At 73.1% G+C, this 23,906-nt stretch carries 19 protein-coding genes and 1 riboswitch; of the genes, 9 read left to right on the top strand and 10 right to left on the bottom strand.

All coding sequences use genetic code 11. The annotated features are described in order from the left end of the window. Window positions 1-228: 228 nt before the first annotated feature. Together AB0C17_RS08190 and AB0C17_RS08185 are read left to right on the top strand one after the other, a co-directional pair. Window positions 229-1,671 (top strand): glycosyl transferase, encoded by a 1,443-nt coding sequence (locus AB0C17_RS08190; protein ID WP_357472201.1) that lies wholly within the window; start codon window positions 229-231, stop codon window positions 1,669-1,671. Then, window positions 1,668-3,818 (top strand): glycosyltransferase family 1 protein, encoded by a 2,151-nt coding sequence (locus AB0C17_RS08185; RefSeq protein ID WP_357477392.1) that lies wholly within the window; start codon window positions 1,668-1,670, stop codon window positions 3,816-3,818. Before AB0C17_RS08190 ends, AB0C17_RS08185 begins: the two co-directional genes overlap by 4 nt. 69 nt (window positions 3,819-3,887) lie before the next feature. Here the strand turns inward: AB0C17_RS08185 and AB0C17_RS08180 are convergent, their stop codons facing one another. The 5 genes from AB0C17_RS08180 to AB0C17_RS08160 all read right to left on the bottom strand — a co-directional run bounded on the left by AB0C17_RS08180 (window position 3,888) and on the right by AB0C17_RS08160 (window position 10,149). Continuing rightward, window positions 3,888-5,504: a glycosyltransferase family 4 protein gene (locus AB0C17_RS08180; protein WP_357477390.1), complete on the bottom strand. Its 1,617-nt coding sequence runs from the start codon at window positions 5,502-5,504 to the stop codon at window positions 3,888-3,890. Window positions 5,505-5,554: 50 nt separating this feature from the next. After that, window positions 5,555-7,228, bottom strand: a complete 1,674-nt coding sequence (locus tag AB0C17_RS08175) for a glycosyltransferase (RefSeq protein ID WP_357388907.1) — start codon at window positions 7,226-7,228, stop codon at window positions 5,555-5,557. Beyond that, window positions 7,225-8,259 carry a Gfo/Idh/MocA family oxidoreductase gene (locus tag AB0C17_RS08170; protein WP_357388905.1) on the bottom strand — a complete coding sequence of 345 codons (1,035 nt, stop codon included), beginning with the start codon at window positions 8,257-8,259 and terminating at the stop codon, window positions 7,225-7,227. Before AB0C17_RS08170 ends, AB0C17_RS08175 begins: the two co-directional genes overlap by 4 nt. Further along, complete coding sequence (locus AB0C17_RS08165) at window positions 8,256-9,365, bottom strand: DegT/DnrJ/EryC1/StrS family aminotransferase (RefSeq protein WP_357477387.1); 1,110 nt, start codon at window positions 9,363-9,365, stop codon at window positions 8,256-8,258. Before AB0C17_RS08165 ends, AB0C17_RS08170 begins: the two co-directional genes overlap by 4 nt. Window positions 9,366-9,516: 151 nt before the next feature. Further along, entirely contained in the window at window positions 9,517-10,149 is a 633-nt protein-coding gene (locus tag AB0C17_RS08160; protein WP_357388901.1) for a TetR/AcrR family transcriptional regulator, read from the bottom strand. A gap of 154 nt (window positions 10,150-10,303) precedes the next feature. Here AB0C17_RS08160 and AB0C17_RS08155 point away from each other — a divergent pair, with 154 nt between their 5' ends. The 4 genes from AB0C17_RS08155 to AB0C17_RS08140 all read left to right on the top strand — a co-directional run bounded on the left by AB0C17_RS08155 (window position 10,304) and on the right by AB0C17_RS08140 (window position 15,302). Further along, complete coding sequence (locus AB0C17_RS08155) at window positions 10,304-11,206, top strand: ABC transporter permease (RefSeq protein WP_357388899.1); 903 nt, start codon at window positions 10,304-10,306, stop codon at window positions 11,204-11,206. Continuing rightward, on the top strand, window positions 11,199-11,999 hold the full coding sequence (locus tag AB0C17_RS08150) for an ABC transporter ATP-binding protein (protein ID WP_013285259.1): 801 nt from the start codon (window positions 11,199-11,201) through the stop codon (window positions 11,997-11,999). Before AB0C17_RS08155 ends, AB0C17_RS08150 begins: the two co-directional genes overlap by 8 nt. A gap of 104 nt (window positions 12,000-12,103) precedes the next feature. Beyond that, window positions 12,104-13,606, top strand: coding sequence for a bifunctional cytidylyltransferase/SDR family oxidoreductase (locus AB0C17_RS08145; RefSeq protein WP_357477385.1), 1,503 nt, complete (start codon window positions 12,104-12,106; stop codon window positions 13,604-13,606). Between the two features lie 19 nt (window positions 13,607-13,625). Beyond that, on the top strand, window positions 13,626-15,302 hold the full coding sequence (locus AB0C17_RS08140) for a CDP-glycerol glycerophosphotransferase family protein (RefSeq protein WP_357477381.1): 1,677 nt from the start codon (window positions 13,626-13,628) through the stop codon (window positions 15,300-15,302). Between the two features lie 6 nt (window positions 15,303-15,308). Here AB0C17_RS08140 and AB0C17_RS08135 read toward each other — a convergent pair whose 3' ends face one another. The 5 genes from AB0C17_RS08135 to AB0C17_RS08115 form a co-directional block, all read right to left on the bottom strand. Next, window positions 15,309-16,055 (bottom strand): alpha/beta hydrolase, encoded by a 747-nt coding sequence (locus AB0C17_RS08135; RefSeq protein ID WP_357388893.1) that lies wholly within the window; start codon window positions 16,053-16,055, stop codon window positions 15,309-15,311. A 226-nt stretch (window positions 16,056-16,281) separates the two neighbouring features. Continuing rightward, window positions 16,282-17,139 (bottom strand): C39 family peptidase, encoded by an 858-nt coding sequence (locus tag AB0C17_RS08130; protein ID WP_357472189.1) that lies wholly within the window; start codon window positions 17,137-17,139, stop codon window positions 16,282-16,284. 194 nt (window positions 17,140-17,333) lie between these two features. Continuing rightward, a riboswitch (cyclic di-AMP (ydaO/yuaA leader) is annotated at window positions 17,334-17,476 on the bottom strand. 309 nt (window positions 17,477-17,785) lie between these two features. Further along, window positions 17,786-18,544 carry a hypothetical protein gene (locus tag AB0C17_RS08125; protein WP_357390856.1) on the bottom strand — a complete coding sequence of 253 codons (759 nt, stop codon included), beginning with the start codon at window positions 18,542-18,544 and terminating at the stop codon, window positions 17,786-17,788. A 129-nt stretch (window positions 18,545-18,673) separates the two neighbouring features. Next, a complete protein-coding gene (locus AB0C17_RS08120; protein ID WP_357390854.1) occupies window positions 18,674-19,015 on the bottom strand; it encodes a hypothetical protein in 342 nt (113 codons plus the stop codon). An 80-nt stretch (window positions 19,016-19,095) separates the two neighbouring features. Then, window positions 19,096-20,304 carry an acyltransferase gene (locus tag AB0C17_RS08115; protein WP_357390852.1) on the bottom strand — a complete coding sequence of 403 codons (1,209 nt, stop codon included), beginning with the start codon at window positions 20,302-20,304 and terminating at the stop codon, window positions 19,096-19,098. Between the two features lie 154 nt (window positions 20,305-20,458). Here AB0C17_RS08115 and AB0C17_RS08110 point away from each other — a divergent pair, with 154 nt between their 5' ends. The 3 genes from AB0C17_RS08110 (at window position 20,459) to AB0C17_RS08100 (ending at window position 23,893) form a co-directional block, all read left to right on the top strand. Then, complete coding sequence (locus AB0C17_RS08110) at window positions 20,459-21,784, top strand: polysaccharide pyruvyl transferase family protein (protein ID WP_357390850.1); 1,326 nt, start codon at window positions 20,459-20,461, stop codon at window positions 21,782-21,784. A 40-nt stretch (window positions 21,785-21,824) separates the two neighbouring features. Further along, complete coding sequence (locus AB0C17_RS08105; RefSeq protein ID WP_357472183.1) at window positions 21,825-22,460, top strand: alpha-ketoglutarate-dependent dioxygenase AlkB; 636 nt, start codon at window positions 21,825-21,827, stop codon at window positions 22,458-22,460. Between the two features lie 95 nt (window positions 22,461-22,555). Then, window positions 22,556-23,893: a solute carrier family 23 protein gene (locus AB0C17_RS08100; RefSeq protein WP_357390846.1), complete on the top strand. Its 1,338-nt coding sequence runs from the start codon at window positions 22,556-22,558 to the stop codon at window positions 23,891-23,893. Window positions 23,894-23,906: the final 13 nt, after the last annotated feature.

The raw sequence follows: 23,906 nt of genomic DNA, 5'->3' as shown, positions 1-23,906 counted from the left end.
CGGCGTGTCCGGCCGGCCGGGCCACCCGGCGGAGGTGCGGTGATCCGGGGCACGGCGCCCGGGGTGGCGGCCGAGCGGCGGCGGGCCCGGCGCACGCGACGGCGTTATTGTAGTGTCCGCAGGCGCTCCGGCGGTCGTTACCGGCCACCGGGCACAGCAGGCGCCGCGTCCGGCCGAACCGTCCAGGCCGTGACACGGCATCTCCCCACCTCCCCAGGATCGGAATCGATGAACAACGGGCGAACTCTCTGGGACTCGTTGAAACTCCCCCGGCCGCGACGGTCCGGGTCCCGGCCGCACATGGTCTACCTCGCGATCGGCTTCCCACCGGCGGCCAAGAGCTGCGCCTACCGGATGCGGGAGACCGCCAACCAGTTCGCCGCCGCGGGCTGGGACGTGACCGCGGTCACCATCGCCGACGAGGCCTGGGAACGGGAGTACGGACTCGACCACACCCTCTCCCAGGGCGTGGACCCCAACGTGCGCGTGGTGAAGCTGCCGCTGTTCCGCGACGACCTCGAGACCGACATCCGCTCGTTCACCGAGCAGCGTGCCCTGGCGCACCTGGACTACCTGGCCGAGCTGCGCAAGCAGAACCTGAAGATCTTCCCCGAGCCGGTCTTCGGCGGCTGGCGTCCGGCGCTGGAGAAGGCCCTGCTCCGCATCCACAAGGAGCGGCACGTCGACCTGCTGGTGACCACCTGCGCGCCGTACGTCAACCTCTCCGCGACCTGGAAGCTGTGGGAGACGCACCGGGTGCCGTACGTCGTGGACTTCCGCGACGGCTGGTCGGTCGACGTGATCAACAACGGTGAGGCGTTCACCCGCGAGTCGGTCTCCGGGCAGTGGGAGATCAAGCTGCTCACCAACGCCGTCGCCATCTGGAACGTCAACGAGCCGATCTCCCGCTGGTACCGCGAGCGCTATCCGGAGCTGGCGCACAAGATGCGCGTCGTGCGCAACGGCTACGACGCGGCGAGCATCCCGGCCCAGGTCCGCCCCGCCCCGCCGGACCGGCCGCTGACCTTCGGCTACCTCGGCGCGCTGAACCTTCCCGTACCGCTGCTGAGCGCCGTGCTGGAGGGCTGGCGCACGGCGCGCGCGGAGGACCCGGCGCTGGCCGACGCCCGCTTCGAGGTACGGGGCCACATCGGCGCCGCCTGGGCGCGCGGCGACAACGCGCACGCGGAGCTGCTCAGGGCCGCCGCCGTCGACGGCGTGCTGGTCGGCGGCTCGGTGCCCAAGGCCGAGGTGGTCGACCTCTACTCCCGCTGGGACGCGGTGGTGCTGATGGTGACCGGCGGCCGGTACATGACGTCCGGCAAGGTGTACGAGTACATGGCCACCGGCCTGCCGGTGGTCTCCGCCCACGAGGCCGACCACGACGCCTCCACCGTGCTGTCCACCTACCCGCTGTGGACCGGCGCGGTCGGGCTGGACCCGGCCGAGCTGGCCGGCGCCTTCCGGCGGGCCGCCGCGATGGCCCGTACCGCGGACGGGGCCGAACGGGAGAAGGCCCGCGCCGAGGCGCGGCAGTACGCCCGCGAGGAGCAGCTCATCCCCGCCGTCCGGGAGGTGACCGACCTGGTGCTGGGCGCCGGCGGTCCGGCCGGCGCCGCACAGCCCGCCCCCGCCGGCGCGCGCGTCCTGGCCCGAGAAGGTAGGTCATGATCGAGGTCCTGATGGTTATGGGCACCGTCCCCGGACGGGTGGCGGTCCTGACCGACGCGCTCCAGCAGTTCCGCGACAAGGGCGTCACCGTACGGGTGGCCACCACCTTCGACCCGGTGGAGAAGATCCCGGCGGCCACCGAGCTGGCCGAGGTGCACCTGCTGCCCACCGCCAAGGAGCTGGGCCCCCGGTTCGGCCGGATGGTCAAGCGGGCGGCCCCGGCCCGGCGCCCGTGGCTGCGCGCCCAGCGCGACCCGTGGGTACGCCGGCACGCCAAGCGGGCCGACGTCCTGGTCGCGCTGGACGCGCAGGCACTGCACACCGTCTGGCAGCTCGCGCAGCGGTACCGGCGGGCCGACGCCGTCTACGGCATCGCGCCGGCGCTGCGCGCGGTGGAGAAGCGGTCCGCCGACCCGGCCCGCTACCGCCGTCCTCGGCTGAACACCGTCGGCCCGGCCCCGAGCGTGCTGGCGAGCGCCACCCGCAGCCAGACCGTCGACCTGGCGAAGCGGGTGTTCGAGATCAGCACCGGCAAGCGGGCCATGAAGCTCGGCCCGGTGCGCTGGTTCTGGCAGGGCGCCGTCACCGCGCCCGGCCTGCCGGAACGGCACCGTGGCAAGATCGCCCGGCGGGTCACCGGCACCATGCTCAAGACCGGGCACGGCGCCAGCGCCAAGCGGCTGGCGCTGGCGGCGCAGGGCCGGCTCACGAGCCCGGCGACGAAGGGCCAGCTCCTCGGCCCGATCGTGGACGCGGAACTGAGCCAGGGCAAGGTGCCCGAGCACCTGATGACAGTGGTGCGGGGGCAGCTCAAGCTGGCCGACGGCTTCCTCAAGAAGCGCAACCCGGGCAAGGCCGCACCGCACGTGCTGCGCGCGTTCAACCTGATGTTCCACCGGATCGTGCAGTTCGACGGCACCACCTCGCCGCTGGCCGAGGATCCGGAGAAGTTCCTCGCGCCGCTGCACAACAGCGAGGCCGGGAAGGCGATGGCGACGCCGCGCGGCCGGCAGAGCCCGGCGGCGTTCCCGCCGGCCGGCCGGCCGCACCGGATGCTCTTCTTCACCGGGCTGAACGACAACTTCCTCGGGCCGATCCTGGAGCGCTACGAGGCGATGCCCGGGGTGGAGGTCCGCCGGCTGAACCTGATGGAGGAGTCCATCCTCCCGGTGCTCAGCAACGGCCGCACCAACGTGACGCTCCACATGCTCGCCGGGGCCTCGAAGCGGGCCGGCGAGGTCCAGGAGGCGTGGGGCCCTCACCTGGAGTGGGCGGACACGGTCTTCGTGGACTGGTGCAACCTCGGCGCCGCCATGCTGACGATGATCGACCCGGGCACCACCCGGGTGATCGTCCGGCTGCACAGCTTCGAGGCGTTCAGCTGGTGGCCGCACCTGACCGACTGGTCGCGTGTGGACGACGTGGTGTTCGTCTCCGAGCACCTGCGCGACCTGGCACTGGCCGCCGTGCCTCGGCTGCGCGCCCCGCAGGGGCCCCGGACGCACATGATCAGCAACGCGATGGACCTGCACCGGTACGTGGCGCCGAAGGTCTCCGCGGACAGCCGGTTCACCCTCGGGCTGGTCGGGCTCAGCTCGCTGGCGAAGGACCCGCGCTGGGCCCTGGCGGTGCTGCGCGAGCTGCGCCGCCGCGACGAGCGGTACCGCCTCAAGCTGGTCGGCGACGACCTCAACCCGGAACTCAGCCCGGCGATCGCCGACTACGTGCGGGAACTCGACGCCGAACTGGCCGAGCTGGAGCCGTCCGGCGCGGTGGTGCGGACCGGCCGCACCTCGGACGTGCCGGGCGCGCTCACCGACGTCGGGGTCATCCTCAGCACCTCGCTGCGGGAGAGTTTCCACTGTGCGCTCGTCGAGGGCGCGGCCAGCGGCGCGGTGCCGGTGGTGCGGGACTGGCCGTTCTTCGCCGGCCGTCCGCACAGCGCCCGGAGCCTGTTCCCCAGCGACTGGGTGGTGGGCACGCCGCAGGAGGCCGCCGAGCGGATCCTGGCCCTCACCGCCACCGAGGAGGTCTGGCGGGAGGCGGGCCGGGCCGCGGCGTCGCACGTGCTGAGCACCTGGGACTGGTCGGTGACGCAGAAGGACTTCGACCGGCTGCTGCTGGAGCCGCCGGCCACCGCCGGCTGAACCGGCTTACGACGGAGATCGGCCGGCTCCCCCACCGTGGGGGGCCGGCCGAACCGTTTGTGCCGGGGGTCAGCGCGTCGTGGCGGCGTACTCCCGCTCGTCCTCGGGGCGCCGGGACGACGGCGGACGCGTCCCGCCCGTCGACGCGCCCAGCAGCGAGGCGTACACCTCGTCGAGGATCCGGGCCTGCGCCTCCCACGTCCAGCCCTCCAGCAGGCCGGGCTTGTCGTAGGCGGCCCGGTAGCGCTCCGGGTCGTCGAGCACGGCCCGGACCGCGCGGACGTAGTCGGCCCGGTCCTCGGCGGTGAACACCTCACCCTGCCCGGTGGCCCGCGCGGTCTGCGCCATGGTCTTCACGTCACTGACCACGATCGGCAGCCGGGCGTGCGAGTACTCCAGGAACTTGGTGATCAGCGCCAGCTCGTGGTTGGGCTTGTGGTGGATCGGGATGACACCGGCGTCCGCGCCGGACAGGAACGGCACCACCTGCCAGTGCGCCACGTACGGCAGCAGGTGCACGCGGTCCGCGACGCCGAGTTCGGCGGCACGCTCCCGCAGCGCCTCGGAGAACTGGTTGTCGCCGTTCGGGTTCATGGTCACGAACGCGACGTGCACGCCGGGCAGCTCCGGCAGCGCCTCCACCATGATCTGGCAGCCCCGGCTCGGGTTCACCGCACCGGAGTAGACGAGCACCGGCGTACGGGCGTCCACGCCGCACAGGGCCCGCAGGTCCGGCACGTCGCCGTCGGCCTCGGCCGGCGGCGCCATCGGCGCGTTGAGCACCACGGCCGGCCGGTCGGGCAGGCGGTGGGTCTCCTGGAGCAGGTCGGCAAGCGTGTCGGAGACGGTCACCACCGCGTCCGGGTAGGCGGCGTACTCGGCCGTGTAGGCGATCTGGGCCGGCAGCCAGCGCGGGTTGTCGGCCCGGCCGGTGATGCCGCCGACGAACTCGTGGGCGTCCCAGACCAGCTTGGTCCGCCGCCCGGCGGCCCGGGCCCGCAGGGTCGCGCGCGCGCCGATGCCGAGCATCCGGAAGTCGTTGGCGTGGATGATGTCCGGCTTGAGCTCGTCGAGCGTCTTGCGGAAGGCGATCTCGAAGTCCCACAGGCCCGGGTCCAGCCGGCGCCAGGACCGGTCGCCCATCAGCCCCTGCCAGAACCGCACGGGCAGGCGGCTGAACAGCGCCTCCGGATCGGCCTGCGACTTGCGCAGCCGGCGGGTCTCGCCGCTGCGGAACCGCACCCAGCGGGCGAGCGCGGTGGCGGCGGCGCGGGCCGGCAGCTGGGCCGCCCGGCCCACGGTGGCCGGCAGCCCGCCGCCCAGCGCCTGGGCCCGGACGCGGCGCTCGTACAGGTCGGCCTGCCAGGCCTTGATCTCCTGGACCCGGTAGGCGGCCTTGGTGGTGTTCGCGTACGCCAGCGGCCGGCGCAGCGACCGGCTGTACTCGCGGGGCAGCCGGTGCAGCGGCTTGGGCACGCGCAGCAGCCGCACCTCGGCGTCGCCGATGCGCCAGGTGTCGACGTCGGAGCGGGCGTTACGGATGCCGAGGAGGAAGACCTCCCAGCCGGCGTCGGCGGCCGACCGCGCCGCCTTCTGCACCCGGGAGTCGCCGTGGACGCCGTTGTCGACCAGCATCACCACCCGGCCCCGGGTCGGTCGGGCATCGCTGTGAGCGCCAGCTTGCATCGGGTGTTTCTCCTCGTTGACGGGGCGGGCGTGGGGTGGTGGGTGGGCGGTCACCGCAGGAACGCGTCGAAGACCTCGGCGGTGCGTCGCCCGTCGTGGTGGTCACGGACATAACGTGCGCCCTCCGCGGCCAGGGCGACCGCGGCGGGCCTGTCGTCGAGCAGCGACTCGATGGTCTTGACGAGCGTGGCGGGCGTGGCGTTGGCGATCGGCGGCGCGACTCCCGCGGCCCGGTGCGGGCCCTCGCTGAGGTACGCCACCACTACCTTGCCGGCAGCCATCCCCTCACAGGAGAAGGTGCCGTAGCTGCCCATCACCAGCTGGTCGACCACGATGTCGCACTCCTGCACCTGGCGACGCATCTCGTGGTGCGGTAGCCCTTCCACCAGGCGCAGTTCGATGATCCGTCGGTCGTGCAGCTCCCGCAACCGGGGCAGGAGCCGGTCGGTGCCCTTTGTCCACCGTTTCGACGGCGCGTGCAGCACCACCGGCCGGGCGCGTTCCAGCACCGGGCGGTCGCAGGCCCAGGCGTCCACGTCGACGATCAGCGGCGCCCAGGTGGCGAACGGCACGTCGTCCAGCAGGTCGGGGGTGGTCACGAAGAACGGCAGGCCGCTCTCCTCGGCGGTGCGCCGGTTCCGTTCGGTCACCGTGGTGAGCTGCCCGATCAGGTCCTCCGGCGCGTCCCGGAACGCGGACTCGGGGTGCCGTTCCAGGTGCGCGCCGGGGTGGCGGATCTCACTGCCGTGCGCCAGCAGCGCGACCTTGAGCCGGGCCCGGCGCAGCGCGGGCAGGTCCGCCGAGATGTCGTCGCCGTTGGCCCGGCCGAGCACCGGGCGGAACGCGTCCACGATCAGGTGGGTGTACCAGCCGAGCACCCGCTCGGCCTGCGCGGCCTGTACGTCGAGCCGGTGCTCGCCGGGGTAGTTCAGGTAGCGGTCGGCCGGGTAGCGGTAGGTGGCCGGCGGCTTGGCCATCACCAGTTCGACGCCGACGTCGGCGCGCGCGGTGGTGATCGCCACCGCCAGGGCGGAGAGCTGCCCGGCATAGTTCGCCGTGCCCAGCCCCAACCGGATCGGCCCGGCGCCGAGCGGACGCCACGGGCCGGGCGTGCCGGCCTCGATCGGCGCGACCGGCGGCTCCGGCGGCTCATCGCCGCCGCGCTGCCGGGCCCGTTCCACCGCCTTGGTGAAGGAGGGCAGCGAGCCGGGGGCGAAGAGATCGCCGATGCCGTGCCGGGCCAGGTGCTCGCGGACCGCCCGGCTGTCGGCCGCTACCACTGGTAGCCCGGCGGTGCGGAAGGTGTCCAGCAGGCCGAGGCCGGCGTCCGGGTCGAACCCGAACACCGCCACGTCCGCGGAGGCGAGGAACGCGGCCGTCACGGTGCGCGGACGCGGCACCACGTGGACCCGGCGCCGGGCCTTGCCGGCCCGGCTGATCAGGTCCTGTGCCGCCGCCCGCTCCGCCCCGTCACAGGCCAGCGCCAGGTGGACCTCGGGCAACCGGGCCAGGGCGCGCAGCACGCCGTCCAGCGCCCGGTCGCGTGTGATCCCGCCGGCGTGCACCAGCAGCGGCGTGCCGGCGGGAAGCTCACACAGTTCGCGTACCGAAGGGGTCTGCCAGGGCCGCGTGCCGGCGGCGGCCCGGCGGAGCGCGATGCGCCACCGCCGGGGGATCCGCCGCCGTACCGCCGAGACCGTCCGCCGCACCGGCGCCGGGCTCATCGCAGTGCCGGCTCCGCGTCGCTGCCGCTGGCCGCGACGGACACGACCTTGCCGTCGGCGGAGGACTCCAGCAGGGCGGCGGCGACCTGCACGGTACGCAGGCCCTGCCGCAGCGTGACGATGTCGCTCTGCTTGCCCTCCACCGCGTCCCGGAAGCGCTCGTGCTCGACCAGCAGCGGCTCCCGCTTCGGGATGGCGAAGCGGACCATGTCGCCCTCTGCCACACCGCGGAAGGCGCGCAGCGCCTCCCACTCGGTGTCGATGGCGGCGTTGGCGTAGAACGTCAGGTCGGCGGTGAGCGTGTCGGCCACGAAGCAGCCCTTGTCACCGGTGACCACAGTGGACCGCTCCTTGAGCGGGCTGAGCCAGTTCACCAGGTGGTTGACCATCGTGCCGTCGGCGAGCTGGCCGACCACGGCGACCATGTCCTCGTGCAGCCGGCCGCTGCGCGAGACGGTGCGGGCGGCGACCGAGCTGTACTGCTGGCCGGTCACCCAGGCGGTCAGGTCGATGTCGTGGGTGGCCAGGTCCATCACCACGCCGACGTCGGCGATCCGGTGCGGGAACGGGCCCTGGCGCCGGGTCACGACCTGGAACACCTCGCCCAGCTCACCGGCCTCCAGGCGGGTGCGCAGGCTCTGCAGCGCCGGGTTGTAGCGCTCGATGTGCCCGACGCCCGCGACCAGGCCGGCGTTCTCGAACGCCTCGACCAGCCGGGTGGCGGCCTCGACGGACTGGGCCAGCGGCTTCTCGATCAGCGCGCAGACGCCGTTGGCGGCCAGCTCCATGCCGATCGGCTCGTGCAGCGCCGTCGGGCAGGCCACCACGGCGTAGTCGACACCGAGGGCGAGCAGGTCGCTCAGCTCGGGTACGACCGGAGCGCGCAGCGTGCCGGTCACGTCGCCGGCCGGGTCGACCACGCCGACCAGCTCGACACCGTCCAGGTTGGACAGCACGCGGGCGTGGTTGCGGCCCATCGCGCCGAGGCCGATCAGGCCGGCCCGCAGCTTGCGACCTTCACCTTCACTCATCGGGCACCGCCGGCCAGGTTCGCGCCCTCGGCGATCCGCTCCAGGTCGGCCTGGCTCAGCGACGGGTGCACCGGCAGCGAGACCACCTCGGCGGCGGCCCGCTCGGTCTCCGGCAGGTCCCACGGGCCGGGCTTGCCGTCGGCGCCGAGGTACGGCTTGAGCCGGTGGATCGGGGTCGGGTAGTAGACCGCGTTGCCGATGCCCAGCTCGGTGAGGCGGGCCTGGGCGGCGTCGCGGTTGCCCCGCACCCGCACCGTGTACTGGTGGTAGACGTGCTTGGCGCCGTCGGCGACCGGCGGGGTGATCATGCCGGTGATCGCCGAGTCGAGGAACTTGGCGTTGGCGCGGCGCTGCTCGGTCCACTCGGCGAGCTGGGTGAGCTGCACCCGGCCGATGGCGGCGGCCACGTCCGTCATGCGCATGTTGGCGCCGACGATCTCGTTTGCGTACCGCTGCTCCATGCCCTGGTTGCGCAGCAGCCGCAGGGTACGGGCCAGCTCGGCGTCGGCGGTGCTGATCATGCCGCCCTCGAGGGAGTGCATGTTCTTCGTCGGGTAGAAGCTGAAGCAGCCGGCGGTGCCGAACGCGCCGACCGGGGTGCCGTTGAGCTCGGCGCCGTGCGCCTGGGCGGCGTCCTCGACCACTGCGAGGCCGTGCTGCTGCGCGATCGCCATGATCCGGTCCATCGCGGCCGGGTGGCCGTAGAGGTGCACCGGCATGATCGCGACGGTCTTCGGCGTGACCGCGGCGGCGACCGCCTCCGGGTCCACACAGAAGCTGCCCGGCTCGATGTCCACGAAGACCGGCTCGGCGCCGACCAGCCGGACCGCGTTGCCGCTGGCGGCGAACGAGAACGAGGGGACGATGATCTCGTCGCCCGGGCCGAAGCCGAGTGCCATCAGCGTGAGCTGGAGCGCGGAGGTGCCGGAGTTGACGGCGATGCAGTGCCGGCCGCCGACCAGGTCGCCGAACTCCTCCTCGAACGCCGCGACCTCGGGCCCCTGCACGACCCGGCCGCTCCGCAGCACCCGGACGGCCGCCTCGATCTCGGCTTCGCCGATGATCGGCCGTGCGGGGGGAATGAACTCTGGATGCGGCCCGGCCATGGGGCTTCCTCCTGTCGACGCGTGGTTCATGGGAGACATTTCGGGGGATGGTACCGCTCTGTCGGGGAAACCAGCCGTTCGCACTGATTGTCCGACTGGTTGTGACCTTCTGTTCATGATCGGCGACGGACCTCCGGGGGCGGCCCGGGGCTCACACTTCCACCTCGTCGCGCGCAGGCTCCACGCATGCTACCCGCAGGGCGGCGACGATCGCGGCCGCCATCCGGGGCACCTCGACCGGCTCCAGCGGGGCCCGGGAGATCGCCATCCGCCAGTAGACCGGACCGACGATCAGATCGACAGCGGCGCGACGGTCGGTGGCCGGGGACAGCTCGCCGCGCTCGACCGCCCGGCCGATCAGGATCCGGCCCACCGCCTGCTGGTAGTCGTCCAGGGCGGCCTGCAACTTCTCCGCGATCTGCGGGTTGCGGGCGGCCTCGGCCAGCAGGTCCGGGATGATCTGCGCGGCCAGCCGGTGGCGCAACGCGCGCGCCATCACGTGCAGCAGGATCTCCAGGTCACCGAGGAGGCTGCCGGTGTCCAGCAGCGGGATGTTCCGGCCCGCCACCGCCGAGACCATGTCCAGCACCAGATCGAGCTTGGAACGCCAGCGGCGGTAGATAGCGGTCTTGCTCACACCGGCGCGGCGGGCCACCGCCTCGATGGAGAGGCGACCGTAGCCGACCTCGGCCAACTCCTGCATCACCGCCGCGCGGATGGCGCTGGTGATCTCGCCACGCAGCACCGCCGCGCCGGCCGGGGCACGCCTCTTCTCGGTCGTCACGTGGAACAATGTAGCGCAACGACGGTACGGTTGCGTCCCGACGTTCGGTGGACTACCTTCCATGCAGCAGCGAGGCGGCTCCTCCCGCCCGGCCACGCTGGATCTCTTTCACCGCACTGCTCCCCATCAGCACGAAAGATCGGAGCGCCTGAACATGGCCAACACCGCGGTGGCCGACCCCGAATCCGGACTGACCCGGGCCCAACTGGCCCAGCGGTACGGACTACGGGTGGCCGGGGAACGACCAGCCCTGGGCGAGTACGCCCGGCGGCTGTGGGCGTACCGGCACTTCATGACCGCGTACTCGCGGGCGAAGGTCGCCTCCTCGCTGAGCAACACCCAGCTCGGCCAGCTCTGGCAGGTGCTGACACCGCTCACCAACGCGGCCGTCTACTTCCTGATCTTCGGCGTGATCCTGGCCCAGCACCGGAACGTGCCGAACTTCATCGCGTACCTGTGCACGGGCATCTTCATCTTCATCTTCACCCAGACGGCGGCGACGAACGGCGTCAGCGCGATCACCGGCAACCTGGGCCTGATCCGGGCGCTGCAGTTCCCCCGGGCGGCGCTGCCGATCACGGTGACCCTGGTGCAGCTCCAGCAGCTGCTCATGTCGATGGTGGTGCTCGCCGTCATCGTGCTGATCACCGGCGAGCCGATCACCCTGCGCTGGGTGCTGATCGCGCCGATGCTGCTGCTCCAGACGATCTTCAACGTCGGGCTGAGCATGGTCATGGCCCGCCTCGGCTCCAAGGCCACCGACCTCAAGCAGATCATGCCGTTCGTGATGCGCACCTGGCTGTACGCCTCCGGCGTGCTCTACCCGGTGTCGCTCATCCGCCAGCACCTGCCGGGCTGGGCGGCGAACGTCCTGGAGTGGAACCCGCCGCTGGTCTTCATCGAGCTGGCCCGTTACGCGCTGCTCGACTCGCACCAGGCGAACCTGATCAGCTCGCCGCTGAAGCTGTGGGCGCTCGGCCTGTTCTGGGCGGTCGTGATGGGCGCCGGCGGATTCGTCTACTTCTGGCGCGGAGAGAAGGAGTACGGCCGTGGCTGAGCAGACCCTGCCGCTGAACGCCGGCCCGGTGACCGACTCGGGCCGCGTCCCCACTGTGGTGGTGGACGACGTGCACGTGATCTACCGGATCCACAAGGGCGCGAGCGGCGGCACCACCCCGGTCTCCGCACTCAAGCGGATCGTCTCCCGCACCAAGGCGCCGAACATCCGCGAGGTGCACGCGGTCAAGGGCGTGAGCTTCACCGCGTACGAGGGTGAGGCGATCGGCCTGATCGGCAGCAACGGCTCCGGCAAGTCCACCCTGCTGCGGGCCATCGCCGGGCTGCTCCCGCCGGCCCGCGGCGCGGTCTACACGAAGGGCCAGCCCTCGCTGCTCGGCGTGAACGCCGCGCTGCTCAACGACCTGTCCGGCGAGCGCAACGTGGTGCTCGGCTGCCTGGCCATGGGCATGCCGCCGGAGGAGGTCAAGCGGATCGCCCCGGAGATCATCGAGTTCTCCGGGATCAACGAGCGCGGCGACTTCGCCTCGCTGCCGATGCGCACCTACTCCTCCGGCATGGGCGCGCGGCTGCGCTTCGCGATCTCCTCGGCGAAGAAGCACGACGTGCTGCTCATCGACGAGGCGCTGGCCACCGGCGACCGCAAGTTCCGGGTCCGCAGCGAGCAACGGGTCCGCGAGCTGCGCGACAGCGCCGGCACGGTCTTCCTGGTCAGCCACTCGATCGGCTCGATCCGGGACACCTGTGAGCGGACCATCTGGCTGGAGAGCGGCGTCCTGAAGATGGACGGTCCCACCAAGGAGGTCTGCGACGCGTACGAGAACCAGAAGTAGCGCCCCGGAGCGCACCGCACCGGGTTCCGCCCGCGGCGGTGCGCTCCGGCGTCCGCGTTAAGGTTCTCGGATCCATCCCCTTTCACCCAGAGTGAGGTACGGCAATGACGCAGGACCACACCACCGCACCGGACGCCACGCCGGCGAGCCCGGCACCCTGGCGCCCCGCACGTACGGTGGCCGTGATCCTCGCCGGGGGGACCGGCACGCGCCTCGGGCTGGGCATCCCGAAGCAGCTCCTCAAGATCGCCGGTAAGCCGATCATCGAGCACACCCTGGCCGTCTTCGAGGCCGCGCCGGAGATCGACGAGATCATCGTGCTGATGGCCACCGGGCACGTCGACGACGCGCGGCGCATCGTCGCCGACGCCGGCTTCCGCAAGGTCACCAAGGTGATCGAGGGCGGCGAGACCCGCAACGACACCACCCGGATCGCGCTCGACGCGGTCGGCGAGGGCGACGTCAACATCCTCTTCCACGACGCGGTCCGCCCGCTGGTCAGCGCCCGGATCGTGCGCGAGTGCGTGAACGCGCTCTGGACGTACTCGGCCGTCGACGTGGCCATCCCGTCCGCCGACACGATCATCCAGGTCGACGCGGACGAGTGCATCACCGACATTCCGGTCCGCTCCCGGCTGCGCCGCGGCCAGACCCCGCAGGCGTTCCGCTCCGGCACCATCCGCGAGGCGTACCGCCGCGCCGAGGGCGACCCCGACTTCGCCGCCACCGACGACTGCGGGGTGGTGCTGCGCTACCTGCCCGGCACACCGATCAAGGTGATCGACGGCTCGGACGAGAACATCAAGGTCACCCACCCGGTCGACGTGCACCTGGCCGACAAGCTGTTCCAGCTCGCCGCCGCCCAGGCGCCCCGGCTGACCGACCACCGCAGCTACGCCGAGGAGCTGACCGGCCGGACCATCGTGGTCTTCGGCGGCAGCTACGGCATCGGCCACGACCTGGCCGAGCTGGCCCGGGGCTACGGCGCCCAGGTCTTCCCGTTCAGCCGCTCCACCACCGGCACGCACGTCGAGCGCGCCGAGGACGTGGCCGCCGCGCTGAAGACCGCGTTCGAGGCGACCGGCCGGATCGACCACGTGGTGGTCACCGCCGGCATCCTGGAAAAGGGCGCACTGGCCGAGATGGATGAGGAGACGATGGACCGTCTCCTGCACGTCAACTTCGTCGGCCCGGTCACCATCGCACGCCAGTCGCTACCGTACCTGCAGCAGACAAAGGGCCAGCTGCTGCTCTACACGTCCAGCTCGTACACCCGGGGCCGGGCCCGCTACGCGCTCTACTCGGCCACCAAGGCCGCGCTGGTCAACCTGACCCAGGCGCTCGCCGACGAGTGGGCCGAGTTCGGCGTACGGGTCAACTGCGTCAACCCGGAGCGCACCGCCACCCCGATGCGGACGCGGGCGTTCGGCGAGGAGCCGGAGCACACCCTGCTCTCCTCCGAGGCGGTCGCGCAGGCGTCCCTGGACGTGCTGATCTCCGACCTGACCGGCCAGGTGGTCGACGTGCGCCGGGCCCCGGGCGAGCAGGCCGCCGCGGTACCGGCCCAGCCGGGCCCGGAGCGGTCCGAGCTGTCCGCCGACGCCTGAATCCGACGGGACGTACCAGATGCGTGGTGACCTGGTCCGCAAGCTGCTCGCCCGGGTGCTGACCACCGGGCTGGCGGTGCTGGCCTTCCTCGTCGTGGCACTCACCGGGGCCACCGGCTGGGGCCTGGCCCTGGCCGTCGCGGCGCTCGCCGCGACCGCGTGGGAGCGCCGGGTCCGGCCGTCGGCCGACGGCCTCGCCGAGACGGTGCTCGTCGCCGCCGGCATCCTGGTCGGCTACGCCCGCCGTCTCGACGACGGTTTCGACCCGGTGCTGGCCGCCACCGCGCTGGTGCTGCTCGGGCTGGTGCTGCTGGTCGGGCCGCTGCGGCAGGCCGGCGCGCTGGAGCTCCGCGCGGCCAACCTCCCGGTCCGCACCTGGACACCTGTGGTCGCGGCCCGGCTCGGCGACGCGCTGCTGGTGCTGCTCGCCGTGGTGGCGCTCGCCGCCGTCCTGGCGCTGCCGGCCTGGACGGCGCTGGCCGCCGCACTGCTGGTGGGTGCCGGGTGCGGGGCGGTCGCGCTGGACCTCGCCCGGCGGCGGTTCCGGCCGCCCGCCGGCGGTGGCCCGGTCGGCCGGGCGCTGCGCCGCCACCAGCCCGAGTTCGTGCTGCACTTCTCCGCGCCGCCCGGCTCGGAATATCAGGTCACCATGTGGCTGCCGTACCTGGAACGGATCGGGCGCCCGTTCGTGGTGGTGCTGCGCGAGCCGGAGCTCCTGCCCGCGGTGGCCGCCGCCACCCGCGCCCCGGTGGTCCTCTGCCCCACGCTGAAGGCGCTGGACGAGGCGCTGGTGCCGAGCCTGCGCGTGGCGTTCTACGTCAACCACGGCGCGAAGAACGCCCACCTGATCCGGTTCAACCAGCTCACCCACGTGCAGCTGCACCACGGCGACAGCGACAAGGCCCCCAGCGCCAACCCGGTCTCGGCCATCTTCGACAAGATCTTCGTGGCCGGGCAGGCGGCTGTCGACAGGTACGCCCGCGCCGGCGTGGAGATCCCCGCCGACAAGTTCGTCGTGGTCGGCCGTCCCCAGGTCGAGGCGATCGAGGTACGCCGGGAGCCGGTCACCCCGTCGGCGCACCCCACTGTGCTCTACACCCCGACCTGGACCGGGCACCACGCCGACGCCAACTACTGCTCGCTGCCGGTGGCCGAGACGTTGATCCGCCGGCTGATCGACCGCGAGGTGGCGGTGATCCTGCGCGCCCACCCGTACACCGGCAAGAACCCGGCCTCGGCCCGTCAGCTCGCCCGGCTCACCGAACTGCTCGCCGCCGACCGGGCGAAGACCGGCCGGCCGCACCTGTGGGGTGCCGCAGCGGCCCGCGAGCTGACGCTGACCGAGTGCGTCAACCGCGCCGACGCGCTGGTCTCCGACGTCTCCGGGGTCATCTCCGACTGGCTCTACTCCGGCAAGCCGTACGCGGTCACCGACACCGGCGCCGACGGCGAGCACTTCGTCGAGCGGTTCCCGCTCGCGGCGTCCGGCTACGTGCTGCGGCGGGACATGTCGAACGTGGACGAGGTGCTCACCGACCTGCTCGACGCCGACCCGAAGGCCGCGCAGCGCTGGGCCGCGCGGACGCGCTACCTGGGCGACTTCCCCGCCGACGCCTACGCCGAGGCGTTCCTCGCCGCCGCCCGCCGGGAGCTGGAACCCGGCTGGGCGGTCCCGGCGCCGCGCGCCGTGGTGTAGGCCAGGTCAGAGGTACGGGTCGAGCAGGGCGAGCACCGCCGCCGGGTCCTCGACGTGCGCGTTGTGGCCCAGCCCCGGCAGCGTGGCAACCGGCACGCCCAGTTCCTTGAGCTGCGCGTCGGTCACCATCGGGTCCAGCTCGCCCCGGGCCAGCAGCACCGGCACGTCGGTGGCGGCCAGCAGCGCCGGCAGCCGGGGCTCCCCGACCGCGAACGCGGCCGGGTCCATGGCGAGCCGCCAGCGGCCGTCCTCCCGCCGCAGCCCCGCCTCCACCACGGGATGGTCCGGGGCGAACAGTCCGGCCAGCCCTGATACCCGCAGGTAGCGCCGGGCCGCCTCGTCGCGGGTGGCGAACCAGGTGACCGGCCGGGCGGCCAGCTCCGCCGACTTCGCCAGCTCGGCCGGGGACCAGACCGCCTTGATGCCGAGGCCCACCACCGCGTCGATCGGAAGACCCCGCTGCCGGGCGGCGAGCGCCAGCGCCACCACCCCGCCGAGCGAGTGCCCCAGCAGCACGAGCCGGTCGTCGGGGCCGAGCCGGACCGGGCCGAGCCCGTCGGCCACGCGTTGGGCCAGGGCCTCGAACGAGTAGCCGTGCAGCGGCGGCGACCAGCCGTGACCGGCCAGATCGCTGGCGAGCCAGCGGCCGGGCCAGCGGCGCTCCAGCAGCGGCGCCCAGGGCAGCCACACCTCACCGGTGGCGCCCATGCCGTGCAGGAGAACCAGATGCCGGTCACCCGTCGTATCGCCCATTGGCGCAGTCTGCCACCGCCCGCCCCGCCCCCGCGACACCGAACCCACCCCACCTCGGTCCCGCCCCGCCCTCACCCCCGCCCGTCGATCTTGCAGTTGCGGCCCCGCCGATGCCCGTGTTGCCCCGCTATGGAAGGGCCGAAAGTGCAAGATCAACGAGGGCGGTGGTGGGACGGGGAAGGCCGGCACCCCCCGGGGGGTGCCGGCCTTCGGGTTTGCGGACGGGTCAGGCGGAGTAGCCGCGGCTGGCGATCCAGTGCGCCAGGTCGATCGTGGTGACCCAGTACGACGGCAGCGACGGGTCGGCCGAGTCGGCGATCCGCACCATCCGGCCGTCGTTCTTGTAGCCCACCACCGCGACGTAGTGGCCACCGGGGAACGAGTGCCAGCCGCCGTTGGTGTCGGTGACGGTGCCGGCGACGTTCGCCACGACCGCGCGGCCGTTGCTGATCGCCTCGACCACGTCGGCCTGGAGCCGGTCCATCTGAGCCGGGCTGGCGGAGCCGGCGGGAATCATGCGGGTCCGGTACGGGTTGCCCTTGACCTGCTGGTTGAGCACCCGGGTGGTGTCCTCGGCCGAGTTGGTGCCCATCTCGGTGGTGCCGAGCGGACCGGCGAGCGCGTCCTGGCTGCGCTCGATGCCGGCGGCGCTGAGCGCGTTGCGCACGGCGGCCGGGCCGCAGTAGAAGTAGTTGATCTGCGCCTGGTAGTCGTAGTCGAGCGACCTGCTCGACGGCGGCTTCGGCTTCGCCTTCGCCGTGGTGTCCGGGTCCGCCGCCGCCTTCGCCGACGCCGACGCGCTGGGCGACGCGCTCGGCGCGGCCGAGGCACTGGGCGACGCCTGCGGGACGGCGATCCGGGCCTCGCCGCGGCTGGCGGGCTGCTCGCCGAGGCGGGCGGCGCCGAGTTCGGCGACCGATGCGGTGTTCTCCTGGACCGGCGCGTCGTCACCGGCGGTGGCGACGGTGCCGGCACCGGCGGCCAGCACGAGCGCGGCGGCCGATCCGGCGATGATCTGGTACGGGCGTTCGGTGACGATCCGTCGTAGCTGACGCTTCAGGTGGTGCTTCACGAAATCCTCCACGGGGCGTGAGCGGCGCACGCCGGCCCGGCACGCGGAGGAACTCACGCGTGCTGGCGGGGCCGGATGGCCGGGGGATCGGGAACGCCCGTGACGCCGGGCGCCCAGGGGGGCGGTTGCGGTCGCGCGTCAGGCGAGCGCGGGCACCGCGTTGCCGTGGAGGCGGGGGGACGATCGGGGGGTGGGCACGAGGTCGGTACTCCTTCCGTGACCGCCGACCGGGTTAGCTGACGGATTCGGGCGGGAAGTACGCCCTACCACGGGCCGTGGGCCCGCGGATTCACCCCGATGTTGCTTATGGGTCCCCGGTTCGTGAGACACGATTAGGCGGGTCGGTGCGGCGTCGCCGTCGGCGATCGGTTACCGCATCGACGCGCCGACACTACCGGCCGGTATTGCCCCCTGCCAAACGTCCCGACCTGCGTAAACGTGATCTGCGGTAACGGATTTCGGAACAGCCGGTTACTGACTTCACTCGATGGGACAAGCGGTTTTCACGTCACCCGGCGGCGGAAAGCGGACAGACTGCGAGCAGCCGGCCCGCAGTCGCGTGACTCGATGGCCCGTTCTGCGCCCGGCGCCCGATTCGACGGCCCGGGTCCCCGGGCCCGCAAACATCGCGGGTAACGATTCGGTCGAGACGCCCGTCTCAGCCCACCCGGGCCGGACGCCACCTGGCACGCCGCACCGGCGCGGGCACCGGCAGCGGGTTCGTCGCGGCGCTCCGGTACGCCGGGGCGGGCCACAGCGCCGCGGTGGCCGCGTACGCCTCGGCGGCGAGCGTACGGGCGGCCTCGGCGGCCAGTTCCGCGTCCCGCCAGGACTGCCGCTCCCGCGCGGCGGCGCTCTCCCACCCGGCCCGGCGCCCGTCCCGGACGATGCGGGCCAGCACGATCTCCTGGTCGGCCGGGTGCCGGCGCGGATCCCAGCCGTTGCGGCGGGCCAGCACGTCGGCGAGCTGGCGGGCGCTCAGGTCGCCCCGCCAGTGCGCCGTCATGGCGGCGTGGCGCAGCCAGCGCTCCCGGGTCGCGTACTCCGCGGGGGTTCGGGGTGTGCGCGGGGCGGCCAGCGCGGCGGTGCCGGCCAGGCGTCGGGCGGCGGCGTCCGCCTCGTCGTACGCGGTCCACGCCCGGTCCGCCTCGTCCTGCGCGGCCAGCCACTGCTCCCGGCGGCGCCGGGCGGTCTGGGCGGCCCCGGCGGCGGCCACCGCCACCTCCTCGGCGTACCGGATCAGGTCGTCGCGGCGGGCGGCGTCGGCCGGTTCGGCGGCGGCCTCCGGCGCGGCGTCGCGGTCGGGCCGGGCCACGAGCGCGGCGAGCAGGCCGAGGGCGAGCAGCAGCAGGAAGGACCAGATGGCGGCGGCCTCGGGCACGGAGGTGAGGAAGTGGTACAGAGCGGTCTGCGACATGGTCGGCACCTCACGGGAAGGACCTGGCGGGAGGACCCGCACGACCTCGCCGGGCGCCGTTGGGCCGCCGTGGCGGGTGCGGGGATGACGTGCGGTGGGTGCGGTGAACGGGCGCGGCCCGTGGGTGGATCAGCGGGCGGGCGGTGCCCGCGGGCCGGCCGGCGCGGCGGTCCGGCCGGCCGGGACCGGCTGCGGGTCACCCGGGACCGCCACCCGGGCGGCGGGTGCCGGGCCACCGGCGGGACGGGCGTGCCACTCGGCCACGCGGTCGGCCTCCGGCCGTGCGGCAGCCGAGGCGCCCACGGCCGGGTACGCCGGGACGGCGACCGCCGGAGCCGGAGCGGCGGCGACACCGGACGGCAGCGCGGCGGCGCCGAACGAGCAGGCGACGACCACGGCGAGACTGGCGAACATCCGGGCGGCCCAGCGCGCCACCCACCACACGGGGCAGGTGAGCGCGATCGGAAGCACGGGTACAAATTACCGCCGATCCCCCACCAACGCACCGCCGCACGGCGTGTCGCGGATCAACCGGCCGACGTGTGCGCGTGTCAGTCCGGGCGACGCCGCCCGGCGTACTCGACGCCCTCGGCCGGACCGGTCCCGGACGTCGCGCCGCCGTCGGCGGCCGGGGTGGCGGCGGGCCCGCGCGGAGCCGGCACGGCCGGTGCGCGCGACGCCGCGCGGGCCCGGCGGGACGGGCCGAGCAGGCGCATCATCGGCACCTCCACCCAGCGGTGCAGCGCGGCGGCCAGCGCGAGCGTGACCACCAGGAAACCGAGCACCGCGAGCGGGCCGCGCCAGCCGGGCAGCCCGGTCCCCCAGTGCCCGGTCAGCCGCAGCACGGTGACCATGACCAGCACGTGGACCAGGTAGAAGGCGAACGAGACCTCACCGAGCCAGACCATCGCCCGGGACCGCCACGGGGTGGACCGGCCGCGCACGTCGGCGTCCGCCGCGGCGGCGATGACCAGCAGGTACGCCACGGCGAGCAGGGCGGCCCAGAACTCGGCCGGGATCCACATCGCGGCGACCACCCAGGTGGCGACGAAGATGCCGGTGGCGGCGGCGAGGTTGGGTCCGCGCCAGCGGTGCCGGCGCATCAGCTCGGCGGCGGCCACCCCCATCCAGAACTCCAGCGACCGGGTCACCGGGAAGATCTGGGTGAACCACCACCGCTGCTCCTCCGGCACCAGGTGCTGGCCGGGCCACAGCGCCAGGATGAGCAGCGGCGCCGCGACCAGCACGGTCCGCAGCGCCCCGGTACGGGCCCGGCGCAGCCACGGCACCACGAGCGGCAGGCACAGGTAGAACGCCAGCTCACAGGAGAGCGACCAGCTCACGTTGTTGACGCTGTAGAAGTAGCCGCCCAGCGGGATCCACGCCTGGACCAGGAAGAAGTTGCCGATCGCCGCCCAGGGCACGACCGGGTCGGCGAACCAGGCCGCGATCGCCAGCGCCGCCACGAACGTCACCACGTGGTTCGGGTAGATCTTGGCGAGCCGCCGGCGCAGGAACGTCCACGCGCGTTCCCCGTCCCGGTACGACCAGACCAGCACGAACCCGCTGAGGATGAAGAAGAACTCCACACCGGAGAGGCCGAGGCTGAACGCCTTGTCCATCACCGGCTTCAGGTGCGGCTCGGCGATGATCCCCATGGTGCCGGCGTGGAAGGCGAAGACCAGCAGCGCGGCTACCCACCGCAATCCGGTCAGCGACGGCAGTCGTGGGGCACGGGTGACGGTCGGCGCGCTGGTCATTCCGGGCACCCTACCCCGGGGAACCGGGACGTTCCCGGCGAGCCGACGTCCAGCCGGTCGCCCAGGGGCGGCGGATAGGATTTCCCCTCCTGCACGCGCGGGCGCCCACCCGGCTCCCGCCGCACGCCGTGCCGTACGGAAGGTGGCGAACCGGATGCACCAGCGGATCCTGCTCCGCGCCCGCAAGGGCGCGTTCGACGTCCTCACACCGGAGGAGACGTTCGCCGGCAACTGGATCGGGGACAACAGCGGCAACCTGGTCTTCAGCCACGCCGCGCACAAGCTGCTCGCCACCTCCACGGCCGAGATCACGCCGACCCGCAACCCGGCCGACCCGCGCCTGGCCGACGAGATCAACGAGCGGTACGACGTCTTCGTGGTTCCGCTGGCGAACGCGTTCCGCCGCAGCTTCGTGCACCGCCTGACGCCACTGACCCGGCTGATCGAGCGACTGAAGATCCCGGTGGTGGTGCTCGGCGTCGGCGTGCAGACGAACGTCGACGGCGACCGCGAGTACCTGCGGCCGATCGACGAGCCGGTGCGCGCGTTCTGCAAGGCCGTGCTGGACCGGTCGCACAGCATCGGCGTGCGCGGCGAGGTGACCGAGAGCTACCTCAACGCGCTGGGCTTCTCCGCGGTGGAGCAGATCGGCTGCCCGTCGATGTTCCTGCACGGCGACTCGTTCCACCTGGAGAAGACCCGCCCGGAGCTGACCGCCGAGTCGAAGATCGCGCTCAACATCTCCCCGTACGTCCGGTCGATGGCCCCGGTGGTCCGCCGCCACCAGGAGCGCTACCCGAACCTCTGCTACGTGCCGCAGGACCTGCGGACACTCGGCACCCTGCTCTACGGCGACGCGCCCGAGCACCGGGGCCAGAGCAGCGACATCCCGCTGCACACCTCGCACCCGCTGTTCGCCGAGGACAAGGTGCGCATGTTCGTCGACCCGTGGACCTGGTTCTCGCACCTGTCCGGCTACGACTTCGCGTTCGGCACCCGCATCCACGGCACCATCAGCGCGCTCGTCGCCGGCACGCCCGGCTACCTGTTCGCCCACGACTCGCGCACCCTGGAACTGGCCCGCTACTTCGGCATCCCGCACCGGATCATGCGGGACGTGCCGGCCGACGTCGACGCCGCCGACCTCTACGCGGAGGCCGACTACAGCGCGCTCAACGACGGCCACAAGGCCCGCTTCGAGACGATCACCGCGTTCCTGCGCAAGCACGACCTCGGCACCTCGTTCGCCGACGGCGACAGCGCCGCGCGCTTCGACCGCCAGGTCAGCGAGACGGTGTTCCCCCCGGCCGTCCGGCCCGCCGCCACCACCCCGCCGGCCGAGCTGCTGACCCGCATCGAGCGGCTGCGCGACGAGAACGCCAAGCTCACCGGCACCATCGACGCGCTGCGGTCGCAGCAGCTCCGGGAGCGGATCAAGCAGGCCGTCCCGGGCAAGGTCCGCCGGATGCTGCGGCGCTGACCGTCGTACGCCTGTTCGAGGGCACGGTACGATCGGCTGCGTGTCCGACGCGTACCAGCCCTCGATGCTCGACCTGGCCGAGCAGGGCCCGGCTCTGGGCCCGCTCGCCGGGGCGCTGCGCCGGCACGAGCTGAGCCGGGGCGCCTGGGTCGACCACCTGCCCGGCTGGGTGCGCGGCTCCGACGCGGTGCTCGACACGCTGCGCCACGACGTGCCCTGGCGGGCCGAACGCCGCACGATGTACGACACCGAGGTCGACGTGCCCCGGCTGCTCTGCTGGTACGCCGCCGGCCGGCCGCTGCCGCACCCGGTGCTCACCGCCGCCCGCGACGCGCTCACCCGGCACTACGCGCCCGAGCTGGGCGAGCCGTTCGTCACCGCCGGCATGTGCCTCTACCGCGACGGGCGCGACAGCGTGGCCTGGCACGGCGACACCCTCGGCCGCTCCGCGCACACCGACACCATGGTGGCGATCGTCTCGTTCGGCTCCCCCCGCGCGCTGCTGCTGCGCCCGCGCGGCGGAGGCGGCGGCAGCCTGCGGTTCCCGCTCGGCCACGGCGACCTCGTGGTCATGGGCGGCTCCTGCCAGCGCACCTGGGAACACGCGGTGCCGAAGACCACCCGCCCGGTCGGCCCCCGGGTCAGCGTCCAGTTCCGTCCCACCGGCGTCGCCTGAGCCCGGGCCGGGCCCACGACCCCGCAGGGCACCTGCTAGAAACAACTCTCAGGGTCGATCACGCCCCCGTCACCCGATGACGCGAAGGGCGCGCGATGACCCAGTCCCCCACTTCCCGCTGGTCCCCGTGGACACTGCACGGCGACGGCCGCCAGGTACGCCCCGGCGACGTGGTCCAGCCCGACGAACGGCTCTCCTGGCCGCGCACCGTCGGCGTCGGCGTGCAGCACGTGGTCGCCATGTTCGGCGCCACCTTCACCGTCCCGCTGATCACCGGCTTCCCGCCCGCCACCACGCTGCTCTTCTCCGGCATCGGCACGCTGCTGTTCCTGCTGATCACCGGCAACCGGCTGCCGTCGTACCTCGGTTCGTCGTTCGCGTTCATCGCGCCGGTGCTGGCGGCGAAGACCGACGGCGGCATCGGCGCGGCCCTCGGCGGCATCGTGGTCGCCGGCGTCGCGCTGGCGATCGTCGGCGTGGTGGTGCAGGTGGCCGGCTCCCGCTGGATCGACGCCCTCATGCCGCCTGTCGTCACCGGCGCGATCGTCATGCTGATCGGCCTCAACCTCGCGCCGGTGGCCTGGGACGGCGGCGGCTCCGGCACCGGCGTGAAGGCGCAGCCGCTGATCGCCGTGGTGACGCTCGTCGCGATCCTGCTCACCACGGTGCTGTTCCGCGGCTTCGTGGCGCGGCTGTCGATCCTCATCGGCGTGGTGGTCGGCTGGGTGCTCGCCGCGCTGACCGGCAACCTCGACCAGCAGGCGGTCAGCGGCCTGCGCCAGGCGGCCTGGATCGGTTTCCCCGAGTTCCACACGCCGAGCTTCGACGTACGCGCCGTCGTGCTGGTCATCCCGGTGATCCTGGTGCTGATCGCGGAGAACGCCGGGCACGTCAAGGCGGTCGCCGCGATGACCGGGCGCAACCTGGACCGGGACATGGGCCGGGCGCTGCTCGGCGACGGCGTCGCCACGGTGCTGGCCGGCTCCGGTGGTGGTTCCGGCACCACCACGTACGCGGAGAACATCGGCGTGATGGCGGCGACCCGCGTCTACTCCACCGCCGCGTACTGGGTGGCCGGCGGCACGGCGATCCTGCTCGGGCTCTGCCCGAAGTTCGGCGCGCTGATCCTGACCGTGCCGGCGGGCGTGCTCGGTGGCGCCACCACCGCCCTGTACGGCCTGATCGCCATCCTGGGCGCCCGCATCTGGATCGAGAGCCGGACCGACTTCCACGACCCGATCAACCTGTTCACCGCCGCGGTAGCGGTGATCATCGGTGCCGCCAACTACACGCTGACAGCGGGCGACCTGTCGTTCAACGGCATCGCGCTGGGCACCGCCGCCGCCCTGGTCGTCTACCACGGCATGCGCCTGATCGCCCGTCTGCGCGGCACCACCCCCGAGTCCCGCCAGTCCCCCGAACCCGAACTCTGACCCGCCCCCTCGC

Source organism: Micromonospora sp. NPDC048887, assembly GCF_040649715.1.
Lineage (GTDB): Bacteria > Actinomycetota > Actinomycetes > Mycobacteriales > Micromonosporaceae > Micromonospora.
This window is presented reverse-complemented; position numbering and strand designations above follow the sequence as displayed.